Source organism: Frankia torreyi (genome assembly GCF_000948395.1).
GTDB classification, from domain to species: domain Bacteria; phylum Actinomycetota; class Actinomycetes; order Frankiales; family Frankiaceae; genus Frankia; species Frankia torreyi.
Genome location: NZ_JYFN01000044.1, coordinates 14,554 through 31,726 on the forward strand (window position 1 = coordinate 14,554; position 17,173 = coordinate 31,726).

The following is a 17,173-nucleotide window of genomic DNA, read 5'->3' on the forward strand; positions in this document are numbered from 1 at the left end:
CATCCGGATAATGGGCACAGCACAGTTGTACGCCGGCGAGCGTGGGGTCATACTGGTGCCAGCCGGCGTAGTCGTCCCGGGTGAACAGGCCGTGCCAGCCGGTGAGGACGCCGGTGGCGTCGATCGCCTCGGACGACCGGGAGCTGATCGCCGCGTACCAGACCAGCCCGGGCGTCGGGGTGCGCACGACCAGCAGGTGCGGGGTGCCCGACAGGACAGCGCCGGTGGCCTCGTCACGATCCTTGCGTAGCACGTTGACCGGCGACTCGTCGCCGCACAGCACCGGCTCGCCGCGCAGCGCGGCCTTCATCGCCTCGTCGAACCCGGCGGCCTGAAGATCCCCAGCGAGGCGTTCGTTCGCGCGGGCGACGAACCCGGCCGAGACCGGCACTCCGAGGAGCGCGTCGATGACCGTCGCGGCCCGTTCGACCGGCACGTTCGCCTCCGAGGCGAGCAGTACCGCCGCGCCGTGCAGCCGGTGCCCATAGGCCACGCCGCCCGCCGCCGCGTGCCGCACCCCCGCAACAGCCGCGGTGGTGACCTTCCGGCAGCACGCGCAGCGCCGCCGCGGCAGCACCCACTCGACCTTCTCCAGCACCGGTTCGAGCAGGTCCCAGACCTGCGCCCACCCGTCCGCCAGCACCACCGCGTCGGACAGATCCGCCTGGCACGACGCACATTCCGACGGCGGGTCCGCCGATAACGACCGGTCCGGCTCCGCCTCCCGCGTAAGCCCCGAGCCCGGATGGCCCGGCTGCCCACCAGGCTTCTTCTCCTTCCACCGGACCCGCTCCGACGACGCCCGCCGCTTAGCCTTCCGCTTCTCCCTCGCGCTGATCGGCTCCTTCGACGGCGGCACAGAGGAGTTCGTGCTGTCCATCGACAACCGCCGCCGCAGCTCGGCGACCTCCAGCTCCAGCTCGGCGACCCGCCTGTTCGCCCGGTCCCGCTCAGCCCGCGCCGCGCCCAGCTCCACCTCATGCCGCTCAGCCCCGTCCGCGATAACCCGCCGCAGCCGCGTGTTCATCGCCACGACCTCGGCCTGACCCGCGGCGAGCTCCTCGATCCGCGCCTCGGCCGCCACCAGACGCGGCTCCCACGACCCGGACGGCTCAGACACAACCCCGATCATCCACACCCAACCACGCCGATCAAGCAACACCAGCGACGTGTCCAGCCAACACAAACCCCAAGGTCAGCGACCTACGGCCACCCACCCCTGAATGGACACCGGTCACGGTGTCGCGCCACAGATCCTGAGCGATCGGACGCAAGTCGAGGCCGGGGATTCCGGCGGAGGATCCGGCCGCCGGGGCGCCGCAGGTCGTGTGATCCGCTGGTGCAGACTTGGAGCGTAAAAGCCCAGGCAGTGGACTGATCGGAGCGCGTTAACCGCCCGAGCGGCGCCGCCGGATGAGACGTGCTGAACAAGAACATCGGCGGACCGTTGCGCAGGCATTTCCCGAAGGTGCCCGGGTTCGTCGTTGCGGCCCCAGGAGGGCCTTGGTATAGTGACCGCGTAACCAAACGGAAGGCCACGGCAGACTGCGGACTGACTGAAACCCGTCGAGGTCTTCGATGCCTTGCTGGTAGGCAGGGCTGGCACAGTAGGTGCCGTTTTAATCGCCGGATAATGGTATGCTTCTCGGGATCCTGTTTCTCCAGGGAGCCGCTCAACGCACGGTATATGCCGAAAACCTTCGACTGGGTAAGATTTCGCGGGACGCTTCAGCGCGGTCCTGCGCGGAGTCTATCGGAGGATGTGACAACCATGACCCGTAGTCGTCATTCCGCGCTCGCACTGGCGACGATCTCCGCCGCTCAGCTGATAATCGTCCTTGATGCCACCATCGTCTTCGTCGCGCTGCCGGCGATACACCGGGGGCTGCATTTCAGCACCGCCAATCTCGTCTGGGTCACCGTGGCATACGCGTTGACCTTCGGGGGCCTCCTGCCGCTGGGCGGCCGGGCCGGTGACCTCTTCGGCCGGCGGCGGATGTTCATGACCGGCACCGCTGTCTTCGCCCTGGCGTCCCTCGTCGGCGGCTTCGCCCAGAACGACGTCTGTCTCATCGTCACCCGCGCCGCGCAGGGGGCCGGGGGCGCGCTTACCTCGCCAGCCGCGCTCTCCCTCATCGCGACCAACTTCGCGGAGGGCCCCGCGCGCAACCGGGCGATGGGCGTCTACGCGGGGATCTCCGGCGCCGGAACCGCCATCGGACTGCTCGTGGGTGGGCTGCTGACCGAGCTGGTGTCCTGGCGCGCGGTGCTGTTCGTGAACGTGCCGATCGCCCTCGTCGTGCTGCTCCTGGCCCCACGCGTGCTGGCAGAGTCCGAGGGCCAGGCCGGCGGCCGGCTGGACGTGCCGGGAGCCGTCACCGTCACCTCGGGGATGGTCCTGCTCGTCTACGGCCTGACCAACGCCTCGAACCATGGCTGGACCAGCCCCGGCACGGTCGGCTGCCTCGTCGCTGCCGCCGCGTTGCTCGCCGTCTTCGTCGTCATCGAGACCCGCGCCCGCAGGCCGCTCATGCCGCTGGACATCTTCACCAGCCGGAACCGCTGCGCGGCCTATGGAATGATGCTCTGCTTCGGCGCGGCGATGTTCGCCTCGCTGTACTTCATGACCCAGTACCTGCAGGACGTCCTCGGCTACAGCTCGATCATGGCCGGGCTCGGTTTCCTGCCGATGTCCGCCACGATTGTGATCATGTCCCAGGTCGCCGCGCGGCTGGTGGGACGGATCGGAATCCGGGCCGCGCTGTTGATCGGTCCGGTCTGCGCGGCCGGTGGCCTGCTGTGGCTGTCGCGGCTCACCCCCGGCAGCGGGTATGGCGGCACGCTCCCGGCCCTGCTGTTGATGGCCGCCGGGCTCGGCTTCTCGTTCGTCCCGCTGACCCTCACCGCTGTGGCGGGGGTGCGCCCCGGAGAGTCGGGGTTGGCCGCGGCCCTGCTCAACACCTGCCAGCAGATCGGTGGCTCGACCGGGCTCGCCCTCCTGTCCACGGTGGCCGCGCACGTGTCGCACAGCCGCGCCCGGCAGCTCGCCGACGACCACCACGGCCAGCTCACCGTTGCGCTGCAACACGCCGCGGTCGTCCACGGCTATGACCGCTCATTCCTCATCGCCACCGGCCTGGTCGGACTGACCGTGCTCATCTCGGTCGCCGTCGTGCGCCCGCTGCGGGCGCAGGCCGCGGTCCCCGAGCCGTTGCGCGAGGTCGCCGCTTGAGCCAGACGCTCGCCGCCGCGGCCGGCGGCCTCGGGTCTGGTCCGCGTGTTCGACACCGTCAACCGGGTGGCCCGATCTGACCGCTCGGGAGATATCCGCGGGCCGCCGAGTCGATCTGGCGTCCACAACCCATAGGGAGGTTTCGCTGTGCCGGAGTTTGAGCTGCTGCCCGTCACCGCCGCCGGAACGCGGTTCGTGGAACTGGCCGAGAAGCACGCCGCCGACTTCGCGCCACGGGTGCCTGAGGCGGACCGCACCGCCACGTTCCAGACGCAGAACCTCGACGAGATGAAGGCAAGCGGTTTCACCAGCGCGCCGGTCCCCGTGGAGTTCGGCGGCCTCGGCGTTCGCTCGGTCCACGACCTGGCGCTGGGAATGAACCGGCTCGGCCGGACCGATCCGTCGACGGCCATCGCCATCAACATGCACCTCTCGATCGTCTGGGCCGCGGACTTCCTGCACCGCCTGGCAAAGGGGACCGACAACGCGGCCCAGACGGAGGCCATGGCAGGGCTCCTGCAGCAGATGGCCAGTGGTCTCATCGCCGCCGCGAGCAACACCGAGCCCGGGACGACCATGGGCTGGCCGATGACCGAGGCCACCAAGGTCGACGAGGGGTGGTCGCTCAGTGGTCGCAAGACCTTCGGCACTCTCTCCCCTGCGGCCGACCTGGTGCTGGTCTCGTGCCGCACGGCCCGCGGTGACGGCACCTACGAGTCGGGCTTCGCCATCGTGCCCGGCGGCGCTCCAGGAATGACGTTCCTCGACGACTGGGACACCCTCGGGATGCGCTCGTCGGGCAGCAACGGGGCCGTGTACGATGGCTGCCTGCTGCCGGAGTCGTCGATGATGTCCGGCGCCAGCTGGGGGGACAGCGGTGGCGTCATGGGCGTCTCGCTTGGCGCCGTCACCAACCTCGGGCTGATCGCGGCCTTCGTCGGCATCGCGGAGGCGGCCCGGGACCTGGCCATCGACCTGGCTAGGACGCGCACGAAGCAGCCGAGCGGCGCCCCCGTCGCCCACCGGTACGGCATCCAGCACGCGGTGGCGGAGATGGAGGCCGACTTGGCCACCTGCCGCGCGCACCTGTCCTGGGCCGGGCGGCTGCTGGACGAGCGGGTCGCGAACGTCGCGCCTCAGGATCTCAACATCCAGGACCTCTACGCGATCCAGGGCCAGTTCCAGTGCTCCAAGCTCGTGGTGAATCGCAAGGCCATCGATGTGGTGGACAAGGCGCTCCAGATCTCGGGCGGCAGCGGGTACTTCAGCTCCAGCCCGCTGTCTCGGATGTATCGCGATGTGCGCGCGGGGCCGTTCATGCAGCCGTACTCGCCGAACGAGGTCTACGAGTACATCGGCCAAGTCGCCCTCGGTCTGCCGCCCGCCATCCAGACCTGAGCCGGTCCGCGCCGCGGTCCCGCGCGCTCGGCTGACCGGCGGAGCCCCTGCTCGCAGGCTCGAAGGTGAACGACGTCATCCGGGGGCCGCTCAGAAGGGATGCTGCCGCCTGTGGAGATCCGAACCCGCGTGACCCCACCGGCCGGGGGGCAGGGCTCCGGCGCGCTGAAGTGGGAGGAGGCCGGGGCCGGCGCCATCGGGGCGGGCACCGCGGAGATGGACGTCGGCACGGCCCCGCCGGTCCTGGAGGCGCTGCGGCGGGCGGTCACGGACGGGCTGGTGGGATACCTGCCGGCGGCCCTCGACGCGCGGCTGCGGGAAGCCTGCGCCGGCTGGCTGTGGTCCAGCCAGGGCTGGGCGGTCGACCCGGCGCTCATCCAGCCGGTGCCCAGCGTGCTGCACGGCCTGCGGGTGACGATCGAGCGGTACACCCCACCCGGATCCGCCGTGATCGTGCCGGTCCCCGCGTACCCGCCGTTCCTGGCCGTGCCGGGCCTCCTCGGCCGCCAGGTGCTTCCCGTTCCACTCGTCGACGTGAACGGGCGTCCCGAGCTCGACCTCGACGGGATCGACGGCGCGTTCCGGCGGGGCGGCGGCCTAGTGGTGCTGTGCAATCCCCACAACCCGGTGGGCCGGGTGTTCACGCCGGCCGAGCTGCTGGCGCTGTCCGCCGTCGTCAACGCCCGCGGTGGCCGAGTCTTCGCCGACGAGATACATGCCCCATTCGTCTATCCGGGACGGCGGCATCAGCCCTACGCCGCCCTCTCGCCGCTGACCGCCAGCCACACCCTGACGGCCACCTCCGCGTCTAAGGGGTGGAACATCGCTGGGCTGCGCTGTGCCCTGCTCATCACCAGCCATGACGACGACCTGGCGCAGTGGCGAGGCCTCGGGCGGTTCGATCGGGAGACGCCCTCCGTGCTCGGCGCGATCGCCAGCACGGCCGCGTTCCGCGACGGCGTTCCCTGGCTGCGCCGCGTCCTGGCCGGCCTCGCGACCAACCGTCGGGCGTTCGGCGACCTGCTCGCCGAATTCCTGCCGGAGGTGACGTACCGGCCGCCGGAAGCGACCTACCTCGCCTGGCTCGACTGCCGCAGGCTCACGTTGGGCGGGACCGAGCCCGCCGCCTTCTTCTCCGCGCTGGCCGGGGTGTCGCTCCTCGAAGGGTCGGACTGCGGCTCCCCTGGACGCGGGTTCGCGCGCTTCAACTTCGCGACCGAGCCGTGGGTCCTCGTCGAGGCGCTCCGCCGCATGGCCACCGCCGTCGCCGACGCCGGATAGCGTCCCCGGCCCGGCGGCTCGCGGTCAGGCCGGCCGCGCGATTACCAGGCCGTGGGCGCTCGCGTACAGGTGCGCCGGCTGGCCGCAGTTCGCGAGGTGGTAGTCCCGGAAGGCGGCGAACTGCTCGCGGGTAAGCGTCTCGACGGACGGGGCAAAGAACCCGGCGACCCCGTCGGTTCCCACATGGTCGACCACCGTCAGGCCGCAGGACCGCAGCTCCGCCTCGACGGTGTCCGGGACGGCGAAGTGCGTTATGTTGAAAAACTCGTCCGGGTAGTCGGTCCGCATGTCGTCGGGATCGACGATCGACCGGTACTGCGCCGGCGACAGGGGCCGCCCGCTGCGCAGCAGGAAGTCGACCGCCAGCACCCGGTTGATGTACGACACCGCCACGAATCCCGCGGCGTCGGCCACCCGGCGGCACTCCTCCAGACAGTTGCGGCGCCGCTCCCAGGTGCGCAGGTGGTAATAGGGCCCGAGGCAGAGCACCGCCTGGTAGCTGGCCGTCGGAAAGCCGGCAAGGGAGCTGGCGTCGACCTGCTCGACGCGGATCGACGGACGGCCGTGGCGCTCGGCCTTTTCGGCCATGGCCCGCACGTTGTCCGCCAGCAGGTCGGTGGCCGTCACCCGATGGCCCATCCGGTCCAGGAGGAACGAGTACGCGCCGTGGCCGGCGCCCAGCTCCAGCACGGTGGCGGTCGGCGGCAGCCAGCGGTGCAGCGTCCGGACTGTGGTCTGGAACTCCAGCCGACGCAACCGCGACGCCCGCAGTCGGGGACCTTCGCTGAAGGTCTCGTAGTGCCGGCTCACGAGCGTGGCCTTGCTCATCCGTAACCTCCGACCTGGGAATCCTTAGGCGTCTCGGGATCATCACCCGCGGCTGAGCCGCGTTCGCGGCGCGCGCATCGTGAAGCGGCGCTGGCCGAACTCGCCGCCGTCGACGACTGAGCTGGGGCTGGGCACGGGTGGCTGGCACTCTACGACAACCACGCGGCGAGAGCGGCGGCGCCTCCCCGCCAGGGGCCCGACCCGAAGCAGAGATTCCATCAAACGGGCCCGGACCATCAGACGACCGTGGCGCCTGGTGCCAGGGCATCGGCCGCACCTACTGTCAACAACGGTCAAGCAACGACGATCCCGACGCCAATCATCGCCTCGTCGCGGGGGGCATGCAAGGGCCTTGGCTCACCGTTCGGAAAATTGGCCGGCATCGATGAGGCGAGGGTTGGCCACGGCGGTCGGCCAGGTCAGAGCGCGATGAGGCAGTCGCCTACCCATGGTCTGGCGCACTCCGATGATCTTTCGGGGCGCCACTGACCGCTGCGCGGACTCATCCGCACCTCATCCGGTTGACAGTGATCTGGGTAACACTCGGTTTCGCGGGGTAGGCGCGCGTTCGGATACTCACCGGAACCTTGCGGCATGAACGTTCTCCGCGCCGCGCCCGGATTTGGCTTCCCGGCGACCCCGGTCTCCCCAGCTCAGCAGCGCTCTGCTATCTATGACGCCCCGCTAACGATCTTCCATGGGAAAGGCGAACAAATCGCCGAAAGGTGACGCTAAGTAATCTGGGGGCGGTGTATGGTCGCGCGACCAGGGTCGATCGAATACCTTGACGGATGTCAGTCGATAACATAGTCTGCAGGTGCTTCGGTTTTCGGCCTAATGTTACAGCGGTGCTTCTCGCCGCATCAACGGCGACCTGCCGAAAGAGCGCCGAGCCGGACTGGCGATCAGTCAATAATTCCAGGTCGGCCCGCTGATACATAGGTTGATCGCGGCAGTCGCGACTGTGCTACTGAACGCGGAGGTGGGTGAACCATGCGAAAAACTGGCGAAGTCTTCGTGTCGCGCTCAACCCTGACGAGAAGAATCACGCGGTACTCTGCGCCGTGCCCTCAGCGAAACGCGGCGGGCGTTCACCCTCAGATCGCCGCCGAGACCGACTTCTTTCCTGTCATTTCTGTCGAGTGGCCGTCTTCGTGGCTGCGTTCTTTTGATACCCAACGCCGGGCCTATTCTACGTATCGGCGTCGCTCCACCGTGTTCAGGTTGGCGTCCGATCTGAGAACGCGGTCGATATGACGTGCCCCGGGTCGGTTCTCCTCGTCCCACGGCCCTCTCCGTGCCTGAGAGCCGTCTGGCACCGAGAGGCGGTCGCGGGGCGGCCCTCCCAGCCCGGACCACGAGGGCCCGGCGCGGTCGAGGCAGCGCGAGCCAGGGCCAGAAATAGTCCGAAACAATCCGAGACGAGCAACACGACCGGTCCGAGTAGCGGCGCGAGACTGATTGGTGATGAATGGTCCAGCAGAGCAGCCGACTGACGTATGACCCCGCCCTTATCCGCGAGCAGCTCGACGCGATCATGGTCGAGGCGGTGCCGATCCATCCCTTCGAGCGGCCCCTCGACCGCCAGGTTCTCGAGCGCCTGCTGCCGGAGTACCTGGCCATGTCGATCGCGTTTCCCTATCTCCAGGCGGCGGCCCAGCGCGACCTTGCCCTGCACCACATCCACGCGGGGATGGACTTCACCGAGGCGGAAGAGATCACCCTGGTCGTGGGATCCTTCCTGGTCGCCGACGAGACCGCGGTAAACAGCACCCTGATGGCGTCGGGGCCGCGGGGTCTGCCGGACATCCTCCAGACGCGGCGGCGGTTCCATTCGGCGCTGTTGCGCCAGGACATCCAGCGTCTACTCGGCGAGGCGACCGACCCGAGGTTCTCCGACGACACCAAGTTCTACCTGCACCGGCTGCTGGACGGCCTGTCGAGCATGGACATGGTGACGCGGGTGGCGACCATGGTGAGCTTCGAGGCACACGCGGAGCGCATGATCAACGGCCTCTGGGAGCGCCTCGCCGAGGTCTTCACGGTTGACCGGAGCGAGCTGGCCTACTTCCATGCCCACGTCGGCGGGGACGACCCCGCGGAGCAGTACCACGTGGCCATGACCGGCTCCATGATCACTCGGACGCTGGAGGTCACGGACCTTCCGGAGCTGTGCCGCGCAGTCGTCGATGCGTATCACCTGCACAGCGACTGGTGCGGAGCCATCGCCGGGATTCCTGCCCAGCAGGGCGCGAGCTCGCTCTAGGGGGTCCGTGGGCTCGTCAGACGGCGTGCCGCGCAACCCACGCGGGCGAGAAACGGCCGCGGACGGTCAGGTCGCGCGGTTCGCCGGCCCCGGGGATGAAGCCACACGTGCACCAACGCCCGGACCAACGGGCCCCGACCGATCTGACGGACGGGGCCCCGCCGACGGGATCAACCAGTCTCTCGCCGCCTACCGCCAGTGCATGAGCGGCTCAGGAAACGCGGAGCGGGCGGCGCGAATCGCCTCGCGATGGCGCTGACGGTAGAGGAGAACAGATGACGCAGAAAGTGCTGGTGCTGGGCGGCGGAACTGCGGGCCTCCTCTCCGGGATAGCTCTCCTCCAGCTGGCTCCCGGCGCCGAGGTGACCGTCGTCCGATCCAGCGCGCTCTCGCACATCATGGTCGGCGAGGGCACCTTCGCCGACACTCCCCGGATGCTGCACGGCCCGCTCGGAGTGCCTCGCGACGAGTTCCTGGCCTCGACCAACCCGACGGTGAAGCTGGGCATCCGCTTCGAGTGGGGGCCGCGGCCCTACTTTGACTATCCCTTCGAGGAGGATTTCGACAACCAGATCCTGCCGGGCCCGGACAAGCCCTGGGGCTACTACCACCTGACCGACGCGCGGGACGAGTCACCCTTCCCGGCCACCACGCGCCGGACTCGGGTGGGGTACCACGTCGAGAACCAGCGCTTCGTGGAGTACCTCGAGGGCTTCTTCGAGCAGCTCGGCGGTGACCTGGTCGAGGGGAAGGTGATCGGCGCCGAGCGCAGTGACGCCGGGCTCGACTGTGTGCTGATCGAGGGCGGCGCGCGCATGTCGGCCGACCTGTACGTGGACGCCTCCGGGTTCCGGGGGGAGCTCATCCACCGCACGCTGGGCGAACCCTACGTCTCCATGCGGGATCACCTGTTCTGCGACCGCGCTGTGGTCGGCGGCTGGCAGCGCGGCGACGAGCCGATCCAGCTCTACACGACCGTCGAGACCATGGACTCGGGCTGGGCCTGGCAAATCGAGCACGAGCACCTGGTCAACCGGGGGTACGTCTACTGCAGTGCCTTCGCGGACGACGAGGAGGCCTCCGCCGAGTTCCTGCGCAAGAACCCGCTGGTCGCCCCGGCCACCCTCCGGGTGATCCGATTCGAGACCCGGCGCATCCGTCGGTCGTGGGTGGGCAACGTCGTCGCCGTCGGCAACTCCTGCGGCTTCATCGAGCCGCTGGAGGCGACCAACCTGCAGCTCATCTGCCAGCAGGCCATGCGGCTGGCCGAGACGGTCGCCACCTCCGGCCCGTCGGGTGCCGAGGCGATCGACGCCTACAACGAGGCCGTCACGGAACAGTGGATCGACATCCAGGACTTCCTGGCCATGCACTACCGGTTCAACACCCGGCTGAACACGCCGTTCTGGAAGATGGCCCGCAACGACACGCCGCTCGGCAACCTCGAACCCTATATCGAGGAGTATAAGCGGAGCGGTCCGGTTCTGATGGGCCAGCGTAACTCTATGTTCGGCGTGGACGGCCATCTGGCCATCTTGCTCGGCATGCGCGTGCCGTGGCGGGAGACCGGTGTTCGTTAGCGGCTCGGCGTCGTACTCGGACGGCCCGGCCCATAGCGGCCGAGCGTTCATCGTCCGGCGGGATTAACCAGACCTGGTCGTACGGAAGGAGCAAAGTGAGCGGACCTCCAGATGATGTCGTCTTCATCGCTGTCCAGCGGGAGGTGGTCAAGCTCCTGGAAGGCAAAGGCGCGGAGCTACAGCTGANCCCCCCGGTCGGGCTCNCCCCCGCCACTCGGCTTTTCGACGAGGGGAGCGGCGGGGAGGGCACGGCGCTGGGGCTCGACTCGCTGGACACCGTGAGCCTGATCGCGGCCCTTGAGGAGGAGTTCGCCTGCGCTGTTCCCCCCGAGGTGGACATGGGGCGCATCAGGACCCTCCAGGACGTGGTCGACGCCATCGTCCTGGCGACCCGGCCGAAGGAGACAGCCAGCCTGGGCGAGAAACCCCGTGATGTCGACGTGGCCGCCCGCGACTAGGCGCCTGCGTGGTCCGCACGTGATCGAATCACCTCCTCGGTCCGGGGCCATCGACCCGGCTTTCCGCTGACGGCAGTGAGGGGAGATCAGCCTGACCGCGGAACCTGGCAACGCACAGCGACCCACAATCGAGGCTTCAGCGATGGTGAGCGGCGGCGCCCAGGCCGACCTCGGCCAAGCCCCGGACCCGCCGCGTCCGGCGGCGACGGCCGTGCCGTCGGTTCCCTTCGAGCTCAGGCAGCCGAAGGCCGGCCATGTGCCGCTGCGCGCGGTGGCAATCCTTGGCGGCTATGCGGCCTGTTGCGCGCTGACGCTGGTCGTCGGGAACTGGGGACTGACGCTGGTCGCGGTCTGCGCGCAGAGCTTCATTCTGGCCGGCTTCCTGAATGCCGCCCACGACTGCGTCCACCGCACACATGTCCGCTCGGCGCGCGGGAACCGGATCCTCGGCGCCGCCTGGTGCACACCGGTCCTCCTGAACTTCTCGGTCTATCGGTACCAGCATCTGCTGCATCACCGGTTCGCCGGCGTGAATGGCGATACCGAGTCTGGGTCGAGCTACGCGGGAGTACGCCAGTATCTGGCAGGCCTGCTGGCGGTCGGCTACTGGCGGTTCGTCCTGTCGATCTCGGTGGCGGGCGCGCTGCGGCGGCGCGACCGGCTCCCGCGGAGCGTCCAGCGCCCCGACCGGTGGTCCGCCACGGTCGCCGACAGCCAGGTGATCTGCGCGTGGCTGGCCGTCGTCATCGCCGCCACGGTGCTGGCCCCGATGCCGCTGCTGCTCTGCTATTGGCTCCCGCTGGTGGTGTCGGGGCCCGCGACGCTGCTGCTGAGCCTGCCCGAGCACTACGGGCTCCGGGGCAGCCCCGACTGGGCCAGCAACAGCCGGTCCGTGCGGTCGAACCCCCTCATCCGCTTCGTCATCTGGAATGCCAACTACCACGCGGAGCACCATGCTGTGCCCTGGGTGGCCGCCGTCAACCTGCCCCTTCTACACAAGGCCATGCGGGGCGTCGAGTACCGGCGGGAACGTTCCTACCTTGCGTTCCACCTCGGCCTCCTCAGGTCCCTGCGCGGAGCCGGGCACGCACGGGAGTAGCCAGCGAGGAAGGTCTGCCCACGTGGGGAACGAGGAGCTGAAATGGAACGCCTTTGGTACGATGGCCAGTGCCACTGCGGCCACCTGCGCTTTCGGGCCGCGGCCAGCCGGTCGCTGACCATCACGTTGTGCAACTGTCGGATCTGTTTCATGTCCGGCCACCAGGAGCTAATGGTCCCCAATGATCGTTTCGAGCTGCACGAGGGCCAGGAATTTCTGAAGCCCTACCGCTTCGGTAACCGGGTGGCCGACCACACGTTCTGTGCGGTGTGCGGCATCATGCCGTTCTACCGGCCGCGGTCGCATCCGGAGACACACATGAGTGTCAACGCCCGATGCCTCGACCTGTCGGCGGCCGCCTCCATCGACTACGTCGAGTTCGACGGGCAGAACTGGGAGGCCAGCATCGCGGCCGGAAAGCACGTCCTGACCGAATAACAATCGCTCCGCGCTGCCCGACGGGCGTCGACGGACGGCTCCAATGCGACGGAACGACCGGGTGGGCGATCCCTCGGGAGAAGACCGGGGCGAAAGGCCGAGGAGCCGAGATCAAGCGCGCTCCATCGCTCGGCGCGCACGGCTACTCGCCAAGGAATGAGGTATCTGGTGAAAACAGACCTTGCTGCACCGACAAGGGGTGCGGTGGCCAGTGGAGCCGGTGATCCGCACCACGAGGACCTCCCGCGCCGGGCTGCGGCGTCGACCACCTGGTTCATGGCTCCGCTGAAGCGGGTGGTGTGGGACGTCACCTACGCCTGTCCGCTGCGCTGCGCCCACTGCTACTCGGAGTCGGGGCGACGCCCGGCCCGGGTCCTCGACACCGCGGGCATGTGGGAGGTGGTCAGCGCCATCCTCGCCGCCGGCCCGGACCGGGTGTCGTTCGGCGGCGGTGAGCCGTTGCTGGTGCCGTGGTGGAGCGAGGCCGCCGCCGCCCTCGAACAGGCGGGGGNGCCCGTGACCGTCTTCACCAGCGGCTGGCTCATGGATGTCGAGACCGCGGTCAGGCTCGCCGACTGTTCCTCCGGAGTGGCGATCAGCATCGACGGGGCCTGGCCCGAGGTGCACGACCAGATCCGCGGCCGTCCCGGCTCGTTCGAGCGGGCGATGCGGTCCCTTGAGGTGCTTGACCGCGTCAAGCGGCAGCGACAGGCGGCCGGCGACCGAGCATTCCAGTTCGGGCTGGAATACACGGTGACCCGGACCGGCCGGAACGGGCTGGACCAGTTCGTCAGGGAGATGGCCGCGCGTTTCCCGACCCTCGACACCATCCGCTTCGGTGGCGTCATCCCCGAGGGCCTGGCGCAGGAGGAACGGTTCGAGGCGGCGGAACTGCTGGCCGAGCCGATGCTCCAGGAACTGCTCGACTCCGCGGATGCCCTGGCCGCCGCGGCCGTGAACGGGGTCTCGGTGTCAGTCTCCGATGCCCGGTCGTTCCTGCCGGGATCCGCGCTGGTCGAGGAAGACGGGGGTCTGGCCCATCTGGAGCCGGACGGCCAGCTGCGCGCCTGCACCAACTTCGAGGCCAAGGTCGGAAATGTCAGGGAAGAACCGCTTACCGCGCTTTGGGAACGCGCGCTGGCCTGGCGTAACGACCCCTTTGTGGTAGAGCAGATCCTCTCCATCCACACCCTGGAGGACTGGGCTCGGGTGACGAGAGTTCTGGACCGCCAGTATGGCTCGGCGGCCGACCAGCTGCGCATAGCCAGACGGAAGTAGTCCGCTACCTGACGGGTAGCCGCCGATTGGCTGTGTTCATTCATACAGAGAGGTAGCGCGTGTCAACCACGTCGCTCGACACCCGGGCACTGGATTCCTATGAACGGGACGGCTTCGCCATCTTCCCTGGCATCCTTGATACCGACCTGGTCGCCGAGGCCCGAGATCATGTGGACTGGCTCCTTCATCGATTCCCCAATTTTCGACCCGAGCACCTGCATCACCCGCTGATGCGCGACGACGCCTTCTGGGTTCGCCTGGTGACCGATGAGCGGCTGCTCGACCTGGCGGAGTCGTTTCTCGGCCCCGACATCGCCTGCTTCACGGCCCACTACATCTGCAAGCCGCCCGGAGACGGCCAGGCGGTGCTCTGGCACCAGGACGGGGCCTACTGGAACCTGCGGCCCATGGAGGCCCTGACTGTGTGGCTGGCCCTCGACGACTGCGACCCCGCGAACGGCTGTCTACGCATGATCCCCGGCACTCACCAGCTGGACCTGGCCGACATTGTGCTGCGCGACGACGTTCCCAACATGTTGTGTTCGTCGATCGATGCGCGGTATGTCCGAGACGAGGCTGCCGTGGACGTGATACTGCGGCCAGGGGACGTGTCCGTGCATCATCCCGCCATCATTCACGGCTCCGAGGGCAACGAATCGGGCCGCTGGCGCCGGGGCCTCGACATCGGTTACATCCGGACGACGACCCAGCTCGGGGACACCGGCCTCTACGTCGACCCGATCGTGGCCCGCGGGCGGCCCGTGCCCGGCGTCAACCGCTACCGGCCGTGGCCCGCCTACGACCCCAAGACCTCGATGGATTTCCGGGGCCGAGAAACGTGGGACGCCCGGTGCCAGGCCGTGAACAGCCAGGTCGGAGTGGCCAGGCCGACCGGGGACACCGACGTCGCCGAGATGACCGCACGCATGATGGACCGCCTCCAGGCGGGCACGACCAAGGCGGGGAGACCTTGACGTTCGTGGTCGGCGGTGACGGTCGCGAGCGGGTGCCGTCCGATGGCTCCGTCTGAGGGATTCGGCGACCGCGTGGGGCGGACCCGGTCGCTGCTTGAAACGCGGATTCACGAGGCGAGGCGCGTGGTCGGGCCCCGTCCGCCGTCCCAGCGGCCGGAATCGGCCTCGTCCGACGGCGCACCGGCGGCTGTGACCTTGGTGGAAAGTCAGAATGACCGTTTCGTTCAGGAGGCGGAACGGTTGCTCCAGGCGTGCCGGGAGTCCCATGGCACGACGACCGCTCACCCGTCCGGCCCGGCCGCGGCCCCCGAGCGCAAGCGGCTGGACAAGGCGTACAAACGCCTGCGCGAGGCCGTCGATGGCTTTCTGCCCCACTTCCATCAGGTCCGGGAGCGGGCGGCGCGGCTGGCGGACCACTATCCCGGTCTGACCACGGAGGAGTATCGAAGAGCCGCGGTGAGTCTGGCCATCCTCGGGGAATGGCACGCGGGTGACGCCGCCCCGGCACCGCGGGCGGCGGACGAGGCCATTGACCACCCAGCGGGTGTGGCCGCCGCGGTGCTCGCGAGCATCGCGCGGGACGGCTTTTTGCGGCTGGCCTTCTTTGTGTGTCCGCCGACCGACTACCGGAGGTTGGGTACGGCGGAGCCGGAGCGTTATCTGCTGACGCACCTGAACGGCAGTGTGCTGAGCCGGCAGGTGCGACGGCTGCGGGACCTGTTCCGGGGGCTCGAGGCGGCGGACATCCCGACGAGGGTCTGGGCCGTCGTCGCCGACACCGACGAGGACGACTACCTGTGGCGGTTCCTCCCACAGCCGCGCCCGCTGGACGAGGACGCGCTCACCGAACGACGGCGGCTCCTCTTGGCCGGTGCCCATCGCTATCTGACCGAGCAACGGGCCGCGCCCAAGGACGGGCGCCCGCAGCCACGGGTGCTGCCCGAGAACATGCTGCATGTCACGAATCTGTCCGCGGCGTCGTGGTCGCCGTTGTCAGCGGCCGTCCATCAGCGGGTCCTGCGGGAGCCGGACCGCTATTTCGACGCCGAGGACTGGCGGGCAGAGATCGAGACGATGCGGCGGCTGTGGCGGCCGGGCAGCTACTACGAGGCGCTGCCCGAGCCCGACGAGACCGTCATGCGCGAGATTTTGCGCCACAAGTTCGCCGCGTATGCGCAGCAGGGGGTTCTGCTGGCCGAACAGCAGCCGTGGCTCGTGCTCATTCAGACCGAACGCCCGCCTGAACTGCGCACCAAGATGTTGAACATCGGGTGGGCCGAACAGACCGATGGCAGCCTTCCGGCCGTGAACTTCTTCGGCCCAGGGGAGTGAGGCGATGAAGAATCGCGCGTCGTCCAGTGGCCGGAGCGGGTGCTGATGGCCAAGGTAATAATCCTGAACGTCGGAACGGAACATCGATTTCCCGGTGAGCGCGAGGTGGGCCGGGACGTCACCATGACCTGCCTGCGCCATGCCTGGTTCGCCCGCCCCGGCGACGTCATCGTCAGCCCGGTGCCGATGCCCCAGGAGCTGATGGACTACATTGGGTCCGTCCTCGGCTTCGATGCGTCGACCGTGTCGGTGGTGAGCCGACCGCGGCTGCTCGACGACGAGGTCCTCGTCTCGCCGGACCTGCTGGAGGAGATTCGGTCCCACCTCGCCGGAACGTCGTCCTGGCGCCTGTTGCCCTGTTTCGCCAGCATCGGGGTGACCGACCTGGCGGAGGAACTGGGCGTCGCGCTGGCCGGGGCCGCCTTCTTCCGCCAGCGCGGGATGGAGCTGTTCAACCGGAAGTCGCACTTCCGGCAGCTAGCCGCCGGCCTCGACCTGCCCATCGCCCCGGGCGCGGTGGTCGCGAGCGCGCCCCGGCTCGGGCCGTCGATAGAGCGCCTGCTCGCCGAGANGGGCACGGTGATTCTCAAGAGCGACGACGGCGCCGGTGGATTCGGCAATGTGGCCCTGAGCCTGAAGGAGGCCGACGTCCTGCCGGGCTGCCGGGAGACGATCCATGCCTCCGACATCGCCGGCCTGAGCGCCAGCCTATGGGACGACCTCAGCTCCGGCGGCCGGAAACCGGTCACCGTCGAGGCATATTATTCGACGACCCACCAGTGCTATTTCGAATACGAGGTCGGCCCCGACGGCTGGGCTCGTTTCGTGGACGGCGGAAACATCCGCCTGAGGCGTGACACCGATCCCCGGACCCGGTCGCTGGTGTGGGTCGGTCTGGACCTGCCGCTCGACCTTCCGCTGGCGGCGTTGACTGTGACGTCCGGCGCCGCGGGCCGGCTGGCGGATGCCGTCGCCCGACTCGGCTACCGCGGGTTCCTGAACGTAGATG

General features: G+C 68.9%; 13 protein-coding genes and 2 pseudogenes. 13 read left to right on the forward strand and 2 right to left on the reverse strand.

What is annotated here, in order from left to right:
• Positions 1 to 10 precede the first annotated feature (10 nt).
• Positions 11 to 1,132, reverse strand: a pseudogene (locus FF36_RS22370) (IS66 family transposase); the annotation flags it as partial.
• A 639-nt stretch (positions 1,133 to 1,771) separates the two neighbouring features.
• Here FF36_RS22370 and FF36_RS22375 point away from each other — a divergent pair.
• From FF36_RS22375 to FF36_RS22385, 3 genes are all read left to right on the forward strand, one after another.
• Positions 1,772 to 3,232 (forward strand): MFS transporter, encoded by a 1,461-nt coding sequence (locus FF36_RS22375; protein ID WP_044887107.1) that lies wholly within the window; start codon positions 1,772 to 1,774, stop codon positions 3,230 to 3,232.
• A gap of 195 nt (positions 3,233 to 3,427) precedes the next feature.
• On the forward strand, positions 3,428 to 4,630 hold the full coding sequence (locus FF36_RS22380; protein ID WP_199865467.1) for an acyl-CoA dehydrogenase family protein: 1,203 nt from the start codon (positions 3,428 to 3,430) through the stop codon (positions 4,628 to 4,630).
• A gap of 111 nt (positions 4,631 to 4,741) precedes the next feature.
• The gene (locus FF36_RS22385; RefSeq protein WP_206778472.1) at positions 4,742 to 5,911 is read left to right on the forward strand and encodes a MalY/PatB family protein; all 1,170 of its coding nucleotides are present in this window, start codon (positions 4,742 to 4,744) and stop codon (positions 5,909 to 5,911) included.
• Positions 5,912 to 5,935: 24 nt separating this feature from the next.
• Here the strand turns inward: FF36_RS22385 and FF36_RS22390 are convergent, their stop codons facing one another.
• A complete protein-coding gene (locus FF36_RS22390; RefSeq protein ID WP_044887110.1) occupies positions 5,936 to 6,739 on the reverse strand; it encodes a class I SAM-dependent methyltransferase in 804 nt (267 codons plus the stop codon).
• A 1,471-nt stretch (positions 6,740 to 8,210) separates the two neighbouring features.
• On the opposite strand from FF36_RS22390, the gene FF36_RS22395 reads away from it, so the two are divergent.
• The 10 genes and pseudogenes from FF36_RS22395 to FF36_RS41085 form a co-directional block, all read left to right on the forward strand.
• The gene (locus FF36_RS22395) at positions 8,211 to 9,005 is read left to right on the forward strand and encodes a hypothetical protein (RefSeq protein WP_052681317.1); all 795 of its coding nucleotides are present in this window, start codon (positions 8,211 to 8,213) and stop codon (positions 9,003 to 9,005) included.
• Between the two features lie 275 nt (positions 9,006 to 9,280).
• Complete coding sequence (locus FF36_RS22400) at positions 9,281 to 10,585, forward strand: tryptophan 7-halogenase (protein ID WP_044887111.1); 1,305 nt, start codon at positions 9,281 to 9,283, stop codon at positions 10,583 to 10,585.
• A 254-nt stretch (positions 10,586 to 10,839) separates the two neighbouring features.
• A complete protein-coding gene (locus FF36_RS41075; protein WP_422615108.1) occupies positions 10,840 to 11,043 on the forward strand; it encodes a phosphopantetheine-binding protein in 204 nt (67 codons plus the stop codon).
• 142 nt (positions 11,044 to 11,185) lie between these two features.
• Positions 11,186 to 12,142 carry a fatty acid desaturase family protein gene (locus FF36_RS22410; RefSeq protein WP_052681320.1) on the forward strand — a complete coding sequence of 319 codons (957 nt, stop codon included), beginning with the start codon at positions 11,186 to 11,188 and terminating at the stop codon, positions 12,140 to 12,142.
• A gap of 42 nt (positions 12,143 to 12,184) precedes the next feature.
• Entirely contained in the window at positions 12,185 to 12,580 is a 396-nt protein-coding gene (locus FF36_RS22415; RefSeq protein WP_044887113.1) for a GFA family protein, read from the forward strand.
• 276 nt (positions 12,581 to 12,856) lie between these two features.
• On the forward strand, positions 12,857 to 13,091 hold a 235-nt coding region (locus tag FF36_RS41080), incomplete at its 3' end, for a radical SAM protein (protein WP_422615109.1).
• Between the two features lies 1 nt (position 13,092).
• Positions 13,093 to 13,858 (forward strand): annotated as a pseudogene (locus tag FF36_RS22420) (radical SAM protein); the annotation flags it as partial.
• Between the two features lie 59 nt (positions 13,859 to 13,917).
• Positions 13,918 to 14,832, forward strand: coding sequence for a phytanoyl-CoA dioxygenase family protein (locus tag FF36_RS22425; protein WP_044887114.1), 915 nt, complete (start codon positions 13,918 to 13,920; stop codon positions 14,830 to 14,832).
• 189 nt (positions 14,833 to 15,021) lie between these two features.
• Positions 15,022 to 16,164, forward strand: coding sequence for a hypothetical protein (locus FF36_RS22430; protein WP_128423363.1), 1,143 nt, complete (start codon positions 15,022 to 15,024; stop codon positions 16,162 to 16,164).
• A gap of 123 nt (positions 16,165 to 16,287) precedes the next feature.
• A partial coding sequence (locus FF36_RS41085) for a preATP grasp domain-containing protein (protein WP_479686795.1) occupies positions 16,288 to 16,735 on the forward strand: 448 nt, incomplete at its 3' end.
• Positions 16,736 to 17,173: the final 438 nt, after the last annotated feature.

Bases quoted from the DNA above. Each gene is read 5' to 3' on its own strand.
- FF36_RS22415 (WP_044887113.1), top strand. From the start codon at position 12,185: ATGGAACGCCTTTGGTACGATGGCCAGTGCCACTGCGGCCACCTGCGC.
- FF36_RS22375 (WP_044887107.1), top strand. From the start codon at position 1,772: ATGACCCGTAGTCGTCATTCCGCGCTCGCACTGGCGACGATCTCCGCC.
- FF36_RS22395 (WP_052681317.1), top strand. From the start codon at position 8,211: ATGGTCCAGCAGAGCAGCCGACTGACGTATGACCCCGCCCTTATCCGC.
- FF36_RS22410 (WP_052681320.1), top strand. From the start codon at position 11,186: ATGGTGAGCGGCGGCGCCCAGGCCGACCTCGGCCAAGCCCCGGACCCG.
- FF36_RS22390 (WP_044887110.1), bottom strand. From the start codon at position 6,739: ATGAGCAAGGCCACGCTCGTGAGCCGGCACTACGAGACCTTCAGCGAA.
- FF36_RS22400 (WP_044887111.1), top strand. From the start codon at position 9,281: ATGACGCAGAAAGTGCTGGTGCTGGGCGGCGGAACTGCGGGCCTCCTC.